The organism is Buttiauxella cochleicola (assembly GCF_021282435.1).
Classification (GTDB): domain Bacteria; phylum Pseudomonadota; class Gammaproteobacteria; order Enterobacterales; family Enterobacteriaceae; genus Buttiauxella; species Buttiauxella massiliensis.
Map to the genome: position 1 here is coordinate 1,130,745 of NZ_JAJSOT010000001.1, position 14,915 is coordinate 1,145,659.

The window sequence follows — 14,915 nt, forward strand, 5'->3', positions numbered from 1 at the left end:
GAGTATATTTCTCATTTGCATTTTCATTCGTATGACATATGTAAAATCGCAAACAATCAATGTACTCCGTGACCGGACTCCTTTGGCACTGAGACACAACCTCCAACAATTCATAAGGGTTTTAAGATGTCTTTAACCATTTCTACCAGGGATGGGCAGCGCGCACCTGCCAGCGCTATTTCTATGCTGGCATCCTGTATTGCTTTCGCACTCCTTCCTTCTACCGCTTTCTCCGCCACTCAAAATGCAGAAGAAACGCTGGTTGTCGAAAACTCGGTGTCCAATACACCCGATATAGAAGATAAGGATTACAGTGTTAAAACCACCACCAGCGGGACGAAAATGTTGCTGGTACCGCGTGATATTCCGCAGTCCGTTAGCATCATCAGCGAACAGCGCATGCAGGACCAGAATCTGGAGTCACTGGGCGATGTACTGAGAAACACCACGGGTATATCCGAAAGTGTTGCCGACTCCGACCGTAGCAACTTCTACTCGCGCGGATTTTTAATAGACAACTACATGGTCGATGGTATCCCAACGCTGTTTGAATCGCGCTGGAACCTGGGCGACGCCCTGACCGATACCGCGATGTATCAGCAGATTGAAGTTGTCCGTGGTGCTAATGGCCTGATGACCGGTTCCGGTAACCCTTCAGCCGCCGTCAATATGGTACGTAAACATGCCGATAGCCGTGAATTCCAGACCAACGTTTCGGCAGAGTATGGAAGCTGGAATAAACAGCGCTATGTTGCTGATATGTCTACGCCACTGACCGACAACGGTAATGTTCGCGGCCGCATGGTTGCAGGTTACCAGGATAACGACAGTTGGCTTGACCGCTACAATCAGAAGAAAAAATTCTTCTATGGTGTGCTCGATGCGGATTTGACCGAGGCCACCAGTTTCTCAGTCGGTTATGACTATCAGGAAACCAACGTTAACAGCCCGACCTGGGGTGGCATTCCGCGCTGGAACACCGATGGCAGCAAAACTGATCCGGATCGCAGTTACAGCACGGCCCCTGAATGGGCTTACAACGACAAAGAATCGCAGCGCACCTTCGTCACTCTGAAGCAAAAGTTGGGCAATGACTGGCAGCTCACGGTGAACGGTACGCACACGGAAATGGACCTCGAGAGTAAGCAGCTTTACCTGGATGGACTGGTAGATAAGAACAGCGGCATGATGGTTAGCCCATATGGCGCATCCTACCCCTATGTGGGTGGCACGGGTTACAACACAGGTAAACGCAAAGTTGATGCTCTCGATACCTTTGCCAATGGCTCTTATGAGCTCTTTGGCCGCCAGCATGAACTAATGATTGGCACCAGCTATACCAAACAGAACAACACCTATTACAGCTCCTGGGAAAATATCAGCGATACCCAGCTAGGTAATTACAATGACTATGACGGTAACTTCCCGGAAACCAACTGGACGCCGTTGAGTCTCGCTCAGGAAGATACGGTTCGCCAGAAGTCTGCTTATATGGCGACTCGTATTACTCTAGCCGACCCTTTGCACGTGATCCTCGGCGCACGTTATACCAAATACAACCTGCATACCCTGACCCAGGAACTTGAAAAAAATAACACCTCGCCTTACGCCGGTGTGGTGTTTGATATCAATGATGACTGGTCAACTTACGCAAGCTATACCTCAGTCTTTAAGCCGCAAACCGAACGCGATGAGCAAGGCAACTACCTCACCCCCATCACCGGTAATAACTATGAAGCAGGTGTGAAATCAGACTGGATGAATAGCCGCCTGACCACGTCTCTTGCCATCTTCCGTATTGAGCAAGATAACCTCGCGCAATCGACCGGCATGGTAATTCCAGACAGCAACGGTGAGACAGCCTACCGTGAAGCTGATGGTACCGTAAGTAAAGGTGTGGAGTTTGAGATCAACGGCGCGCTGACTGATGACTGGCAGATGACATTTGGTGCAACACGCTATGTTGCAGAAGACAGCGATGGTAAAGCGGTTAACCCTAACCTGCCTCGCACTTCAGTTAAATTGTTCACCAGTTACCGCATCCCGACACTGCGCGAGCTAACAGTGGGTGGTGGTGTTAACTGGCAAGATCATGTGTGGGCGGATGTTCCAGTACCGGGTGGTACTTTCCGTTCGGAACAAGGCAGTTATGCGTTGGTTGATTTGTTTGCCCGTTATCAGGTTACAAAAGCATTCTCCATGCAGGCGAACCTCGATAACCTGTTCGATAAAACTTACGACACCAACATCGACAGCCGTTCCATCGTCTACGGCGCACCACGCAACTTCTCTGTAAGCGCTAATTACGCTTTCTAGTCTTCTCCATGGCGGATGACGCAAGTTATCCGCCCTACAAAGCAAATTAATTTCCACAATATTGCCTAAATAATTCAGATTGCAGGTAGGCGGCAAGAGAACGAATCCCCGGAGCTTACTAAAGTAAGTGACCGGGGTGAGAGAACGCAGCCAACACCCCTGCGACTTGAAATATGACGGCTATGTGATGGCAATAAAAAAGGGAGGCCAATGGCCTCCCTCAGTTCTCCCCAACGACTTCTTAGCTGTTACGGATCCACTCATCCATTTCAGTTTTCAGGTTATCGGATTTAGTACCGAAGATTGCCTGAACACCTGAACCAGCTACAACTACACCTGCTGCACCCAATTTCTTCAGGCCAGCCTGGTCGACTTTAGAAATGTCGGCCACGCTAACACGCAGACGGGTAATACACGCATCCAGGTTAGTGATGTTTTCTTTACCGCCGAAAGCGCTAACCAGAGCTGGTGCCATTTCGCTTGTGGAAGTGGTCGTAGTCTCTGAAGTTGCGTCTTCACGACCTGGAGTTTTCAGGTCCAGCGCTTTAATCAGCACACGGAACACGGTGTAGTACACAGCCGCGTAGCACAAGCCAACGATTGGGAACAGCCACAATTTGCTGCTGTTACCGCTCAGCACGATGAAGTCAATCAGACCGTGTGAGAACGAAGTACCGTCACGCATACCCAGCAGGATACAGATTGGGAACGCCAGGCCTGCCAGCACCGCGTGGATGAGGTACAGGATTGGAGCGACGAACATGAAGGAGAACTCGATTGGCTCGGTAATACCGGTCAGGAACGAGGTCAACGCAGCGGAGATCATGATACCGCCGACTTTTGCACGGTTCTCAGGTTTAGCTGAGTGCCAGATTGCGATAGCCGCAGCAGGCAGACCGTACATTTTAAACAGGAAGCCACCAGACAGTTTGCCCGCAGTTGGGTCACCTGCCATATAACGTGGGATATCGCCGTGGAATACCTGACCTGCAGCGTTGGTGTATTCACCAATTTGCATCTGGAATGGAACGTTCCAGATGTGGTGCAGACCGAATGGTACCAGGCAGCGCTCGATGAAGCCGTAGATACCAAACGCAACAACCGGGTTCTGGTATGCAGCCCACTGAGAGAAGGTCTGGATAGCCGTACCGATTGGAGGCCAGATGAAGGACAGCACAACGCCCATGAAGATCGCAGCCAGACCAGAGATGATCGGCACGAAACGTTTACCGGCGAAGAAGCCCAGATACTCAGGCAGCTTGATACGGTAGAAACGGTTAAACATGTAGGCCGCGATCGCACCCGCGATGATCCCGCCCAGAACACCGGTATCAGCCAGGTGTTTTGCGGTGATCTCTTCTGCAGGAAGATGCAGAACCAACGGTGCAACAACTGCCATGGTTTTAACCATGATGCCGTAAGCGACTACAGCAGCCAGCGCAGAAACGCCATCGTTATTCGTGAAGCCTAACGCCACACCGATAGCAAAGATAAGCGGCATGTTGGCGAATACTGAACCGCCCGCTTCCGCCATAACATGAGAAACCACTGCTGGCAGCCAGCTGAAGTTTGCAGAACCGACGCCCAGCAGGATACCTGCGATAGGCAGTACGGATACTGGCAACATCAGCGATTTACCCACCTTTTGCAGGTTAGCAAATGCATTCTTAAACATAATTGAGAGTGCTCCTGAGTATTTGTGCTTTTTTTTACGCGTTATGCGCATCGGTCTGGGGGGAGATCCAGCCCATTAACAGGCATCTAAGTGCCTTTTGATTTATTACGCAGAGTAAAATAAATCGAAGAAAGTTTGTTTGACGGCTATCACGTTTCTCAAACAGCCCAGTGAAAAACTTTCATAAGTTTACATTATGCGTATCTGAATGTTACAAAAACAGCCTTCACCGCCATTTTTATGGCGGTGAACTTTACTCGCTTAGATAATTAATTACGAGCTTTAAAATAAGTCTGATTTATCATGCGGATTGCAAGCGGGAGTCAGGAATATGGAACAAAGTGGCGAAGTTTTTTGTCGTCGCAACGGCCAATTCCTCAAGTGAAACACCTTTCAGTACCGCCATATATTCCGCTACATCGCGCGTCATTGCCGGTTGGTTTTCCTTACCGCGGTGCGGTACTGGCGCAAGATAAGGTGAATCAGTCTCCACCAGTATGCGATCCAGTGGCACATAACGCGCCGCATCCCTGAGTTGTTCAGCATTGCGGAAGGTCACAATGCCGGAGAAAGAGATGTAAAAGCCCATGTCGAGCAATTTTCCAGCAGTTTCTCTATCTTCCGTAAAACAGTGTAGTACCCCACCGCAGTCTGTCACTTTCTCTTCGCGCAGAATGGCCAGGGTATCGGCACGAGCATCACGGGTATGAACAATCACTGGTTTGTTAAGCTCGCGGCCAATCTGGATGTGATGGCGGAATGATTCCTGCTGGCGTGGCTTGGTTTCCGGAGTATAGAAATAATCCAACCCGGTCTCCCCCATTGCCACCACACCCGGATCTGCGGCCAGGCGGCGAAGTTCTTCAACATCATATTCTTCGGCCTGGTTTAGCGGGTGTACACCACACGAATAAGCTACGTTCTGGCGCTCGCCCACCAACTGACGCATATCGCGATAACCTTCTAGCGTCGTCGCAACTGCAAGGCAGAACTTCACATCGCGCGCGGCAGCTTTTTCCAGGACATCATCGACGCTTTTGTGTAGGGATTGATAATCGAGGCCATCAAGATGGCAATGTGAGTCAACCAGGAACATACAAATACTCTTTAAAGATGGAAGGTAGGAAGGACAGCACCCGGTTGCATTAAACGCTCCCAGGTGAGCAATTGTTCAGTCAGCATTAATTCTCGGTTCACACCCACAACACTTAACAGTGTTTCACGGCATGAAAACCAACTATGCAGTATAGCTTGTAGCATCGCGGGGGTTGCGCTGGAGGCAAGGTTTGCTACCAATGTGTGTTGGTCATCATTGGTCAACCAAGGTGTAGCCCCTTGCTGCCATTTTAGTGCATCAACCAAAAGAGAGCATAACCAGTGAACACGGACAGCTGCATCATCGCTATTTAACGCAGGCAATAACGCCAGCATGTTTTTAGTCGCACAGGCCTCATTGAGTTTGTCACACAGCAACTGCCGATGTTTCCACTGCTCGGGTTGCAGCAACGCCAAAGCGCCTGCTGGTGCTCCAGAACTTAAACGTAACGCAGCACGCAATTGTGCGTTATCAAGCGTGATTTCCCGTGCCAGCCAGGCAAGGGCAAAATTTTCATCCGGTGGAGTCAAATACCAGTACAGGCAGCGGCTTCTGAGCGTGGCGGGTAAACGAGCCGGTTCGCGGCTACCCAGGAAAAACCAGGTGTTCGCTGGCGGCTCTTCAAGCGTTTTTAACAGCGCATTGGCGGCCGCTTCAGTAAGCAGTCCGGCATCTTCAAGCCAGACGACTTTTGCCCCGCCCTGCTGAGCGTGGCTGTAAAGCTTCTCTGTAATTTCGCGGATGGCGTCAATCCCGAGACTTGATTTGCCTTTCTCGGGTGCAACCACATAGCTGTCCGGGTGCGTACCGGCCTGCATCAACTGGCAACTGCGACACTGGCCGCAGCTTTTACTCCCTTGTGGTTTCTGGCACATCAACCAGCGGGTGAGCGCGTAAATTAACGCGTCATCACCCATACCGGACAATGAATGAAGCAGTAATGCATGGTGCCCACGCCCGGCCTGATACTGGCTGAGTATTTGCTCAAACGGCGCGCGTAACCATGGATACCATTTCATTACACCAGCCCCTTAGCCCACTCAAGTACGGCGTTACGCACGTCTTGCGACACTTCATCCAGCGATTGTGTTGCATCAATCGTATGAATACGGCTGTCGGCTGCTGCGAGTTCAAGGTAACGCGCACGGGTGCGGTTAAAGAAGTCGACAGACTCCTGTTCGATGCGGTCTAGCTCGCCACGCGCACGCGCACGTGTCAGACCCACTTCTGGCGTGACATCGAGATAAATCGTCAGGTCCGGATAAAAATCACCAAGCACGGTGTTACGCAGCGCCATCAGTAATTCCTGATCGATGCAACGACCACCACCCTGATAAGCCTGAGTAGAGAGATCATGGCGATCGCCTATCACCCAGGCACCACGTGACAATGCCGGTTTGATAACCGTTTCCACCAGTTGCACACGTGCCGCGTAGAACATCAGCACTTCGGCTTTATCAGTAACGATTTCATCACCGATACCTTTGTTGTTCAGCGTCAGCTCGCGCAATCTCTCAGCAAGAGGGGTACCGCCGGGCTCACGCGTGAACACCAGATCGGTTACTCCCAGCTCTTTTAAAGTCGCAACTACCACGTTGTGCGCGTTAGTTTTCCCTGCTCCTTCGAGCCCTTCAATGACGATAAATTTACTGACCATTCTTATCCTTCAGCGCTTTGATATACACCTGCACAGCCTGGTTATGGCCAGCAAGGTTGGTATTGAATGTGTGGCCGCCCTTTCCATCAGCGACAAAATAGAGATACGGCGTTTTCGCAGGGTGAGCGGCAGCCTGTAGCGATGCATTACCTGGAATCGCAATTGGCCCAGGCGGCATACCGCTAATCACATAAGTATTATACGGTGTAGGCGTTTCAAGATCTTTACGTGACAGCTTACCGTTGTAGCTTTCACCCATGCCGTAAATTACCGTAGGGTCAGTTTGCAGACGCATGCCGATACGCAGACGGTTGATGAACACCGATGCGACCTGATCGCGCTCTGCTGCAACAGCCGTTTCTTTCTCGATGATCGAGGCCATAGTGACCAAATCATTTTGCGTTTTGTACGGTAGCCCCTCTTTTTTACCATCCCAGGCAACCTGCACCGCTTTGAGCATCCGCTCATGGGCACGCTTTAAGAGGGCAATATCTGTGGTGTTTGCGGTGTACAGCCAGGTGTCAGGGAAAAACCAGCCTTCAACCCATTCCGGGTTTTCGAATTTTAATGCCTCGGCGACGGTCGCATAGCTGTCATCTTTAAGCTTGTGTTGAATGTATGGCGCTTCACGCAATTGTTTAAGCCAGTCACTCAGGCGAGTCCCTTCCACAAAGCGAATAGGGAACTGCGCTTCTTTGCCGCTCGCTAACAGTTTGAGCATCTCACGCACTGTCATTTGCGGCGTAAAGCGGTAAGTACCCGCTTTAAATTTCGCGAGATCGGGTTCAGCTTTAAGCAGCCACTGGAATACACGCGGGCGGTTTAGCAGCTTTTCATCATAAAGCTGTTTACCCAACGCCAGGCGCCCGGTTCCAGGTTTAAGGGTAAAAATGGTTTCTTGCGCAATGGTCAGATGGCTGTTGGCGAGCTGACGGACTTTATATAAGCCAACGCCTGCCGCCACGCCAAATACCACTAACAGCAGCAGAAAGAAACGTAGCATCTTTTTCATCGTTAATCGGTTACTCACAAAGTGGTGCTAAAAATTGATAAAGCTCGCGAGATTCAAATCGCCATAATTCAGCCTGGTTCACAGGGACAACCGGCATCAATGCATTGCAAATGAGTAACTCGTCGGCTTGAGCCAGACTTTCAGGACGCTCCCGCACTTGCGTTACTTGCCAGGGTGAGTCTGCAAGACAGGCAATAATATGCTGGCGCATCGTGCCGTTTACACCAGATTTATCCATATAAGGGGTAAAGACCTGAGATCCTTTACGCCAGAATAAATTAGCGGCACAGCATTCCGTAAGCCACCCATCACTGTCAAGAACCAGGGCTTCCAGGGCTTGCGTCTGTTCAAGATGCGTACGAATCAGCACTTGCTCGAGCCGGTTCAGGTGTTTAATTCCGGCAAGATGCGGATTAATGCCCAATCGAATGGGGCTTAATGCCAGGGTAATCCCCTGCTCACGCCATCGTGGATAAAACGAAGGGTAAGCTGAAACGCTGAGTAGCCGTGTCGGATGTTGGCAATTTGCTGCACTGTAACCGCGCCCACCGCTACCACGAGTGATCATCACTTTTAGTACGGCTTGTGATTGTGACAATGCAAGCTGCTGCATTTCACTTTCCAGCACTGACCATTCGACAAACGGGATAAGAAGTTTTTCACAGGCTTGTTTTAAACGCCCAAGGTGCTGCGCTAAAAAGCGAACGCTACCGTCTTTGACCCGTGCCGTCGTAAAACAACCATCGCCAAACTGCACTGCGCGATCGTTCGCCGGTAGATTTGCCGTTAACTCACCATTGATTAAATACATCATCGCTCCTCAATGTTCCGTGAATTAAGAGTGCCAGTGTGGAAGATTTGCAGCAAGAGGGGGGAACTTTAGATGTATAAAGGGCCCGCAAGCGAGCCCTTTATTATTAGCAGGTTAGACCTTTTTAAAGATCAACGAGCCGTTTGTACCACCAAACCCGAAGGAGTTACACAGAGTGTATTCCATTCCTGTTACCTGGCGCGCTTCATGTGGGACAAAGTCCAAATCGCACCCTTCATCAGGATTATCGAGGTTAATGGTTGGCGGAATAGCCTGGTCGCGAAGTGCAAGAACAGAGAAGATTGACTCTACCGCTCCAGCAGCACCTAACAGGTGACCGGTCATAGACTTGGTTGAGCTCACCAGAACACGGTAGGCATCTTCACCAAAAATAGTCTTAACCGCTTGCGTTTCAGCTTTATCGCCTGCAGGTGTTGAGGTGCCATGCGCATTCACATAGCCCACCATGCCCGGAGTCAGACCTGCATCACGCAGAGCATTTTCCATGGCCAGTGCCGCACCCGCGCCGTTTTCTGGCGGAGAAGTCATGTGATAAGCATCGCTGCTCATACCAAAACCAACGACTTCTGCGTAGATTTTCGCGCCACGTTTTTTAGCATGTTCGTACTCTTCGAGTACCATCATGCCCGCACCATCACCCAGTACAAAGCCATCACGGTCTTTGTCCCACGGACGGCTCGCCGCTTGTGGGTTTTCATTACGGGTAGAAAGTGCACGCGCAGCACCAAAGCCGCCCACGCCCAACGGAGTACTGGCTTTTTCTGCACCACCTGCCAGCATAGCGTCTGCATCGCCATAAGCGATCATACGCGCTGCCTGACCGATGTTATGCACACCAGAAGTACACGCTGTAGCAATGGAAATACTTGGACCACGCAGGCCGAACATAATGGTCAGGTGACCTGCCACCATATTCACAATAGTAGACGGCACAAAGAATGGGCTGATCTTACGTGGACCACCGTTGACCAACGAGGAGTGGTTCTCTTCGATAAGACCCAGACCACCAATACCAGAACCAATTGCGGCGCCGATACGGATTGCATTCTCTTCCGTTACTTCCAGACCAGAATCCAGCATGGCCTGGTGGCCAGCAACAATTCCATATTGAATGAAGGCATCCATTTTGCGCTGTTCTTTGCGCGAAATGATGTCGTCACAGTTAAAATCCTTTACTAAGCCAGCAAATTTCGTTGCATAGGCGGTAGTATCGAAATGGTCGATTAGGCTGATGCCACTCTGACCGGCAAGGAGAGCTTTCCAGGTAGACTCTACGGTATTGCCGACAGGAGACAACATGCCCAGTCCGGTCACAACTACACGACGCTTAGACACGTTTGTCCTCCAGGGAGGGAAAAAATATTACTAGTGGGACACTTAGATAAAACTCAGGCGGTCGAATGACCGCCTGGAGATGTTCACTTACGCTTGGTGACCGTTGATGTAATCAATGGCAGCCTGAACGGTGGTGATTTTCTCAGCTTCTTCGTCCGGAATCTCAGTATCAAACTCTTCTTCCAGAGCCATTACCAGCTCAACGGTGTCAAGAGAATCAGCGCCCAGGTCCTCTACGAAGGAAGCGGAGTTGATAACTTCTTCCTGCTTAACGCCCAGTTGTTCGCCGATAATTTTCTTAACGCGTTCTTCGATAGTGCTCATACTCTTAAATTTCCTATCAAAACTCGCTTTCGCGATGGTTTTCGTAGTGTATAAAATGTTGAAAAAGATGCAACTAAATCCCGGCAGGTCATACCACGATTTTACGCTATTTTGCGGGCATTCGCCCAAATAACGCAAATAGTTTTATCTTGCGGTTAAACCATGTACATTCCGCCATTGACGTGCAGGGTCTCACCAGAGATGTAACCCGCCTCGTCAGAGGCTAAAAATGCAACAGCACTGGCGATTTCTTTTGCGTCGCCTAAACGACCCGCTGGAACTTCCGCCAGTATACCCGCACGCTGTTCATCAGAAAGCGCACGTGTCATGTCCGTTTCAATAAAGCCCGGAGCAACAACGTTTACAGTAATACCTCGTGACGCAACTTCACGTGCCAGAGATTTACTGAAACCGATCAGACCCGCTTTCGCCGCAGCGTAGTTAGCCTGACCAGCATTTCCCATGGTACCAACCACAGAACCAATAGTGATAATACGACCATGACGCTTTTTCATCATAGCGCGCATTACCGCTTTTGACAGACGGAAAACTGATGACAGATTGGTTTCGATGATATCGTTCCATTCGTCATCTTTCATGCGCATTAACAGGTTATCACGAGTGATACCGGCATTATTAACCAGAATGTCGACTTCGCCAAATTCTGCGCGAATATTTCCTAAAACAGCTTCGATAGAAGCTGGATCGGTGACATTAAGCATATAACCTTTGCCGTTATCGCCCAGATAGTCACTGATCGCCTGCGCACCGCTTTCACTGGTAGCAGTACCGATAACTTTCGCACCACGGGCCACTAAGGTTTCCGCGATTGCGCGGCCAATACCGCGGCTTGCGCCGGTTACCAGCGCAATTTTTCCTTCAAAACTCATGGTTTTCCTCGTCTTATTGCTCGAGCGCTGCTGACATCGCTACCGGCTCGTTAATGGCCGATGCAGTCAGTGTGTCAACAATACGTTTTGTTAGGCCAGTCAATACCTTACCAGGCCCTACTTCCAGCAACTGGGTCACACCCTGCGCTGCCATAAATTCTACTGATTTAGTCCACTGTACCGGGCTGTAGAGCTGGCGTACCAGAGCACTACGAATAGCTTCCGGGGAGGTTTCACATTTCACGTCAACGTTGTTCACAACCGGAACAACTGGAGTATTGAAAGTAATATCTTCCAGCGCAACGGCAAGTTTATCTGCCGCAGGTTTCATCAATGCACAGTGAGATGGCACACTAACAGGCAGTGGCAGAGCACGTTTTGCACCAGCGGCTTTACAAGCTGCACCGGCACGCTCTACAGCGTCTTTGTTACCCGCAATCACAACCTGACCTGGTGAGTTAAAGTTCACCGGAGAAACCACTTCGCCCTGAGCTGCTTCTTCACAGGCTTTTGCAATAGACGCATCATCAAGACCGATGATGGCATACATTGCGCCTGTGCCCGCTGGGACCGCTTCTTGCATCAATTTGCCGCGTAATTCAACCAGACGCACCGCATCTGCGAAATCAATGACGCCAGCACAAACCAGAGCAGAGTACTCGCCCAGGCTGTGTCCTGCCATCATTGCAGGGGTTTTGCCACCCAGCTGCTCCCAGACACGCCATAATGCGACAGAGGCTGCCAGCAATGCTGGCTGAGTTTGCCAGGTTTTGTTCAGTTCTTCAGCCGGACCTTGTTGAGTCAGCGCCCACAAATCATAGCCCAGCACATCTGAAGCTTCACGGAAGGTTGCTTCAACAACAGGATTCGCTGCTGCGATTTCTGCCAGCATACCTACCGCTTGCGAACCTTGCCCTGGAAAAACAAAAGCAAATTGAGTCATGGTTAAATCCCTAATAATCAAAAACGAACCAGTGCTGAACCCCAGGTAAAGCCGCCGCCGAAGGCTTCGAGCAATACCAGTTGGCCACGTTTAATCCGCCCGTCGCGTACCGCTTCATCCAGCGCTGCCGGAACAGAAGCTGCAGAGGTATTACCGTGACGATCCAGGGTAACGACCACATTATCGAGTGACATGCCGAGTTTTTTGGCCGTCGCGCTGATAATGCGCAGGTTAGCCTGATGCGGAACCAACCAATCCAGATCGGAACGATCCAGATTATTCGCCTCAAGGGTTTCATCAACAATGTGCGCAAGCTCTGTAACTGCGACTTTAAAGACTTCATTACCAGCCATCGACAGGTGAATCGAATTTTCAGGATTCACGCGATCGACATTCGGTAGCGTCAGCAGTTCACTATAGCTACCATCAGCATGCAGGTGGGTTGAAATGATACCAGGCTCTTCAGAAGCACTCAGTACAACCGCCCCTGCACCATCACCAAAAATAATAATTGTGCCGCGATCGGTAGGATCGCAAGTACGGGCCAGCACATCAGAACCAATAACCAGCGCTTTTTTTACTGCGCCGGATTTCACATATTGGTCTGCCACGCTTAATGCGTAGGTAAAACCTGCGCAAGCGGCTGCAACATCAAATGCAGGGCAGCCTTTAATCCCTAACATTGCCTGTACCTGGCAGGCAGCACTTGGGAAAGCGTGAGTTGAAGAAGTTGTGGCAACGATAATCAGCCCAATTTCAGACTTATCGATTTCTGCCATTTCAAGCGCACGCGTAGCCGCAGCAAAAGCCATTGTTGCAACGGTTTCATCTGGCCCAGCAATTCGACGTTCACGAATACCTGTGCGGGTGACAATCCACTCGTCAGAAGTATCCACCATTTTTTCCAGGTCGGCGTTGGTACGCACGTGTTCTGGCAGATAGCTACCAGTACCAATAATCTTCGTATACATGTACGTCAGTCACTCTTGGGTAATACAGATTCCAGGCGGGCAGCAATCCGTGTAGGGACTTGCCGCACCACCGCCTGCACTGCCTGTTCTATCGCGACAACAAACGCTCGCTGATTGGCCGCTCCGTGACTCTTAATCACTGTGCCGCGCAATCCTAACAGACAGGCGCCATTATACTGGTCGGGGTTGAGGTGACTGAATCGCCTTGTCAGGCTTTTTTGTAACCAATGCTTCAATATAATTAGCCACCACGACCTTTTTTTCCCTTCGCCCTGTGATTTCAAAAGCGAGAGGAACATCCTTGCAACCCCTTCCATCGTCTTGAGGGTGACGTTACCGACAAAACCATCGCAGACCAGCACGTCGGTTTTTCCCGTCAACAACTCGTTCGCTTCAAGATAACCAATATAGTTGATAGAAGGCATTGTTTTTAATAAAGCTGAAGCATCGCGAATGCTATCAAGACCTTTCGTCTCTTCTTCGCCGATGTTCAGCAATGCGACACGTGGAGAGTTGATGCCGAGGAGTTCCTCAGCCATCACTGAACCCATTATCGCAAATTGCACCAGCATATTACTGTCACAATCCACATTCGCGCCAAGATCAAGCACGACTGTTTTACCTTTTTGCTGATGCGGCAATACTGTCATCAACGCCGGGCGCTCAATCCCTTCAATCGGTTTGAGCAATAGTTTGGCCAGGCCCATCAGAGCACCGGTATTCCCTGCACTGACGCAAGCTTCTGCTCGCCCTTCTTTTACTAACTCAAGCGCCACTCGCATCGAGGATCCGCGACTATTTCGGATCGCATACGATGGTCTTGCATCACTGGCAATAACCGACTCTGCAGGAACTATCTGCGCACGAGAGCGTTTTTCAAAATCAGCTTTGGCAAGTAATGGCGTGATGGCGTCGGGGTCGCCGACTAATAGAAGGTTTAGCTGAGAGTTAGAGTCCAGTGCCTGCAATGCTGCAGGCACTGTCACGGAAGGACCGAAGTCCCCACCCATGGCATCTAACGCAAGGGTTAGACGTCTCAAGGTATCGCCAATTACTTAGCGATAACCTTGCGACCGCGGTAGAAACCGTCGGCGGTGATGTGGTGACGCAGATGAGTTTCGCCAGAAACTTTGTCCACGGACACTGCTGCTGTGGTCAGCGCGTCATGGGAACGACGCATGCCACGTTTAGAACGGGTTGGTTTATTCTGTTGTACGGCCATGGACCTTACTCCTTAATTACTTATGCTTTAAACTGGCTAATACGGCAAATGGGTTTGGTTTCTCCGCCTCGGAAGGCAGTTTGCCAAATACCATGTCCGCCTCGGACACTTCACAGTGTTCAGAATCATGCACCGGAACAACTGGCAAGGAGAGGATAATTTCATCTTCAACCAACGCCAGAAGATCGATTTCACCAAATTCGTTGACCTGAACTGGTTCATATCCTTCCGGGAGTGCTTCAGCCTGCTCGTCTTTGACGATCGGGCTAAAACAATACTGTGTGTAAACCTGATGGGCAAATGGCTTTCCGCAACGCTGACACGCCAATGTTACCGAAACTTTCGCATCACCAGTAAGAACTGCGAGGCGTTGGTTATCGATGGCAAATGACATATCGCATTCCACATCACTGTCTACACTGACTACAAACTCGGCGACACGCTCCACCTGAATAGGGGTGTAAACACCCGTGTAATCAAGGCGTTTTTGAGCCGTGCGAACCGGATCGAGAGTCAGGGGTAATTTTACTTTTTGCATAGGGCGCGCATATTAACTTTGTAACGTCATAGAGTCAAAGAAAAAGCCTGTAAACAGTGCCTTTTCTACTTATTCGCACACATTGCGGTGGCATAGTTTAAAAT

15 protein-coding genes are annotated in these 14,915 nt (G+C 50.3%); 1 reads left to right on the forward strand and 14 read right to left on the reverse strand.

What is annotated here, in order from left to right; all coding sequences use genetic code 11:
• Positions 1–126: 126 nt before the first annotated feature.
• On the forward strand, positions 127–2,316 hold the full coding sequence (gene fhuE / locus LVQ77_RS05180) for a ferric-rhodotorulic acid/ferric-coprogen receptor FhuE (protein WP_232865531.1): 2,190 nt from the start codon (positions 127–129) through the stop codon (positions 2,314–2,316).
• Positions 2,317–2,557: 241 nt separating this feature from the next.
• On the opposite strand, the gene ptsG is transcribed toward fhuE, so the two are convergent.
• The 14 genes from ptsG to yceD form a co-directional block, all read right to left on the reverse strand.
• Positions 2,558–3,991 (reverse strand): PTS glucose transporter subunit IIBC, encoded by a 1,434-nt coding sequence (ptsG, locus tag LVQ77_RS05185; RefSeq protein WP_232865532.1) that lies wholly within the window; start codon positions 3,989–3,991, stop codon positions 2,558–2,560.
• Positions 3,992–4,292: 301 nt separating this feature from the next.
• Complete coding sequence (locus LVQ77_RS05190; RefSeq protein WP_151992586.1) at positions 4,293–5,087, reverse strand: metal-dependent hydrolase; 795 nt, start codon at positions 5,085–5,087, stop codon at positions 4,293–4,295.
• An 11-nt stretch (positions 5,088–5,098) separates the two neighbouring features.
• Complete coding sequence (holB, locus tag LVQ77_RS05195; RefSeq protein ID WP_232903863.1) at positions 5,099–6,106, reverse strand: DNA polymerase III subunit delta'; 1,008 nt, start codon at positions 6,104–6,106, stop codon at positions 5,099–5,101.
• Positions 6,106–6,744 carry a dTMP kinase gene (gene tmk / locus LVQ77_RS05200; RefSeq protein WP_151992588.1) on the reverse strand — a complete coding sequence of 213 codons (639 nt, stop codon included), beginning with the start codon at positions 6,742–6,744 and terminating at the stop codon, positions 6,106–6,108. The genes holB and tmk overlap by 1 nt, the downstream gene beginning before the upstream one ends.
• Positions 6,734–7,756, reverse strand: coding sequence for a cell division protein YceG (gene yceG, locus LVQ77_RS05205; protein ID WP_151992589.1), 1,023 nt, complete (start codon positions 7,754–7,756; stop codon positions 6,734–6,736). The genes tmk and yceG overlap by 11 nt, the downstream gene beginning before the upstream one ends.
• Before the next feature lie 10 nt (positions 7,757–7,766).
• Complete coding sequence (gene pabC / locus LVQ77_RS05210; RefSeq protein ID WP_232903864.1) at positions 7,767–8,567, reverse strand: aminodeoxychorismate lyase; 801 nt, start codon at positions 8,565–8,567, stop codon at positions 7,767–7,769.
• A 114-nt stretch (positions 8,568–8,681) separates the two neighbouring features.
• A complete protein-coding gene (gene fabF / locus LVQ77_RS05215) occupies positions 8,682–9,923 on the reverse strand; it encodes a beta-ketoacyl-ACP synthase II (RefSeq protein WP_232865534.1) in 1,242 nt (413 codons plus the stop codon).
• A gap of 87 nt (positions 9,924–10,010) precedes the next feature.
• Positions 10,011–10,247 (reverse strand): acyl carrier protein, encoded by a 237-nt coding sequence (gene acpP / locus LVQ77_RS05220; protein ID WP_034456161.1) that lies wholly within the window; start codon positions 10,245–10,247, stop codon positions 10,011–10,013.
• Between the two features lie 155 nt (positions 10,248–10,402).
• The gene (gene fabG, locus LVQ77_RS05225; RefSeq protein ID WP_034456162.1) at positions 10,403–11,137 is read right to left on the reverse strand and encodes a 3-oxoacyl-ACP reductase FabG; all 735 of its coding nucleotides are present in this window, start codon (positions 11,135–11,137) and stop codon (positions 10,403–10,405) included.
• A 13-nt stretch (positions 11,138–11,150) separates the two neighbouring features.
• Positions 11,151–12,080: an ACP S-malonyltransferase gene (gene fabD, locus LVQ77_RS05230; protein WP_232865535.1), complete on the reverse strand. Its 930-nt coding sequence runs from the start codon at positions 12,078–12,080 to the stop codon at positions 11,151–11,153.
• 17 nt (positions 12,081–12,097) lie between these two features.
• Positions 12,098–13,051, reverse strand: coding sequence for a beta-ketoacyl-ACP synthase III (locus LVQ77_RS05235; RefSeq protein WP_232903865.1), 954 nt, complete (start codon positions 13,049–13,051; stop codon positions 12,098–12,100).
• 5 nt (positions 13,052–13,056) lie between these two features.
• The gene (gene plsX / locus LVQ77_RS05240) at positions 13,057–14,091 is read right to left on the reverse strand and encodes a phosphate acyltransferase PlsX (RefSeq protein ID WP_232865537.1); all 1,035 of its coding nucleotides are present in this window, start codon (positions 14,089–14,091) and stop codon (positions 13,057–13,059) included.
• Positions 14,092–14,102: 11 nt separating this feature from the next.
• Positions 14,103–14,273, reverse strand: a complete 171-nt coding sequence (gene rpmF / locus LVQ77_RS05245; protein ID WP_034456167.1) for a 50S ribosomal protein L32 — start codon at positions 14,271–14,273, stop codon at positions 14,103–14,105.
• Between the two features lie 16 nt (positions 14,274–14,289).
• Positions 14,290–14,811, reverse strand: a complete 522-nt coding sequence (gene yceD / locus LVQ77_RS05250; protein WP_034456169.1) for a 23S rRNA accumulation protein YceD — start codon at positions 14,809–14,811, stop codon at positions 14,290–14,292.
• Positions 14,812–14,915: the final 104 nt, after the last annotated feature.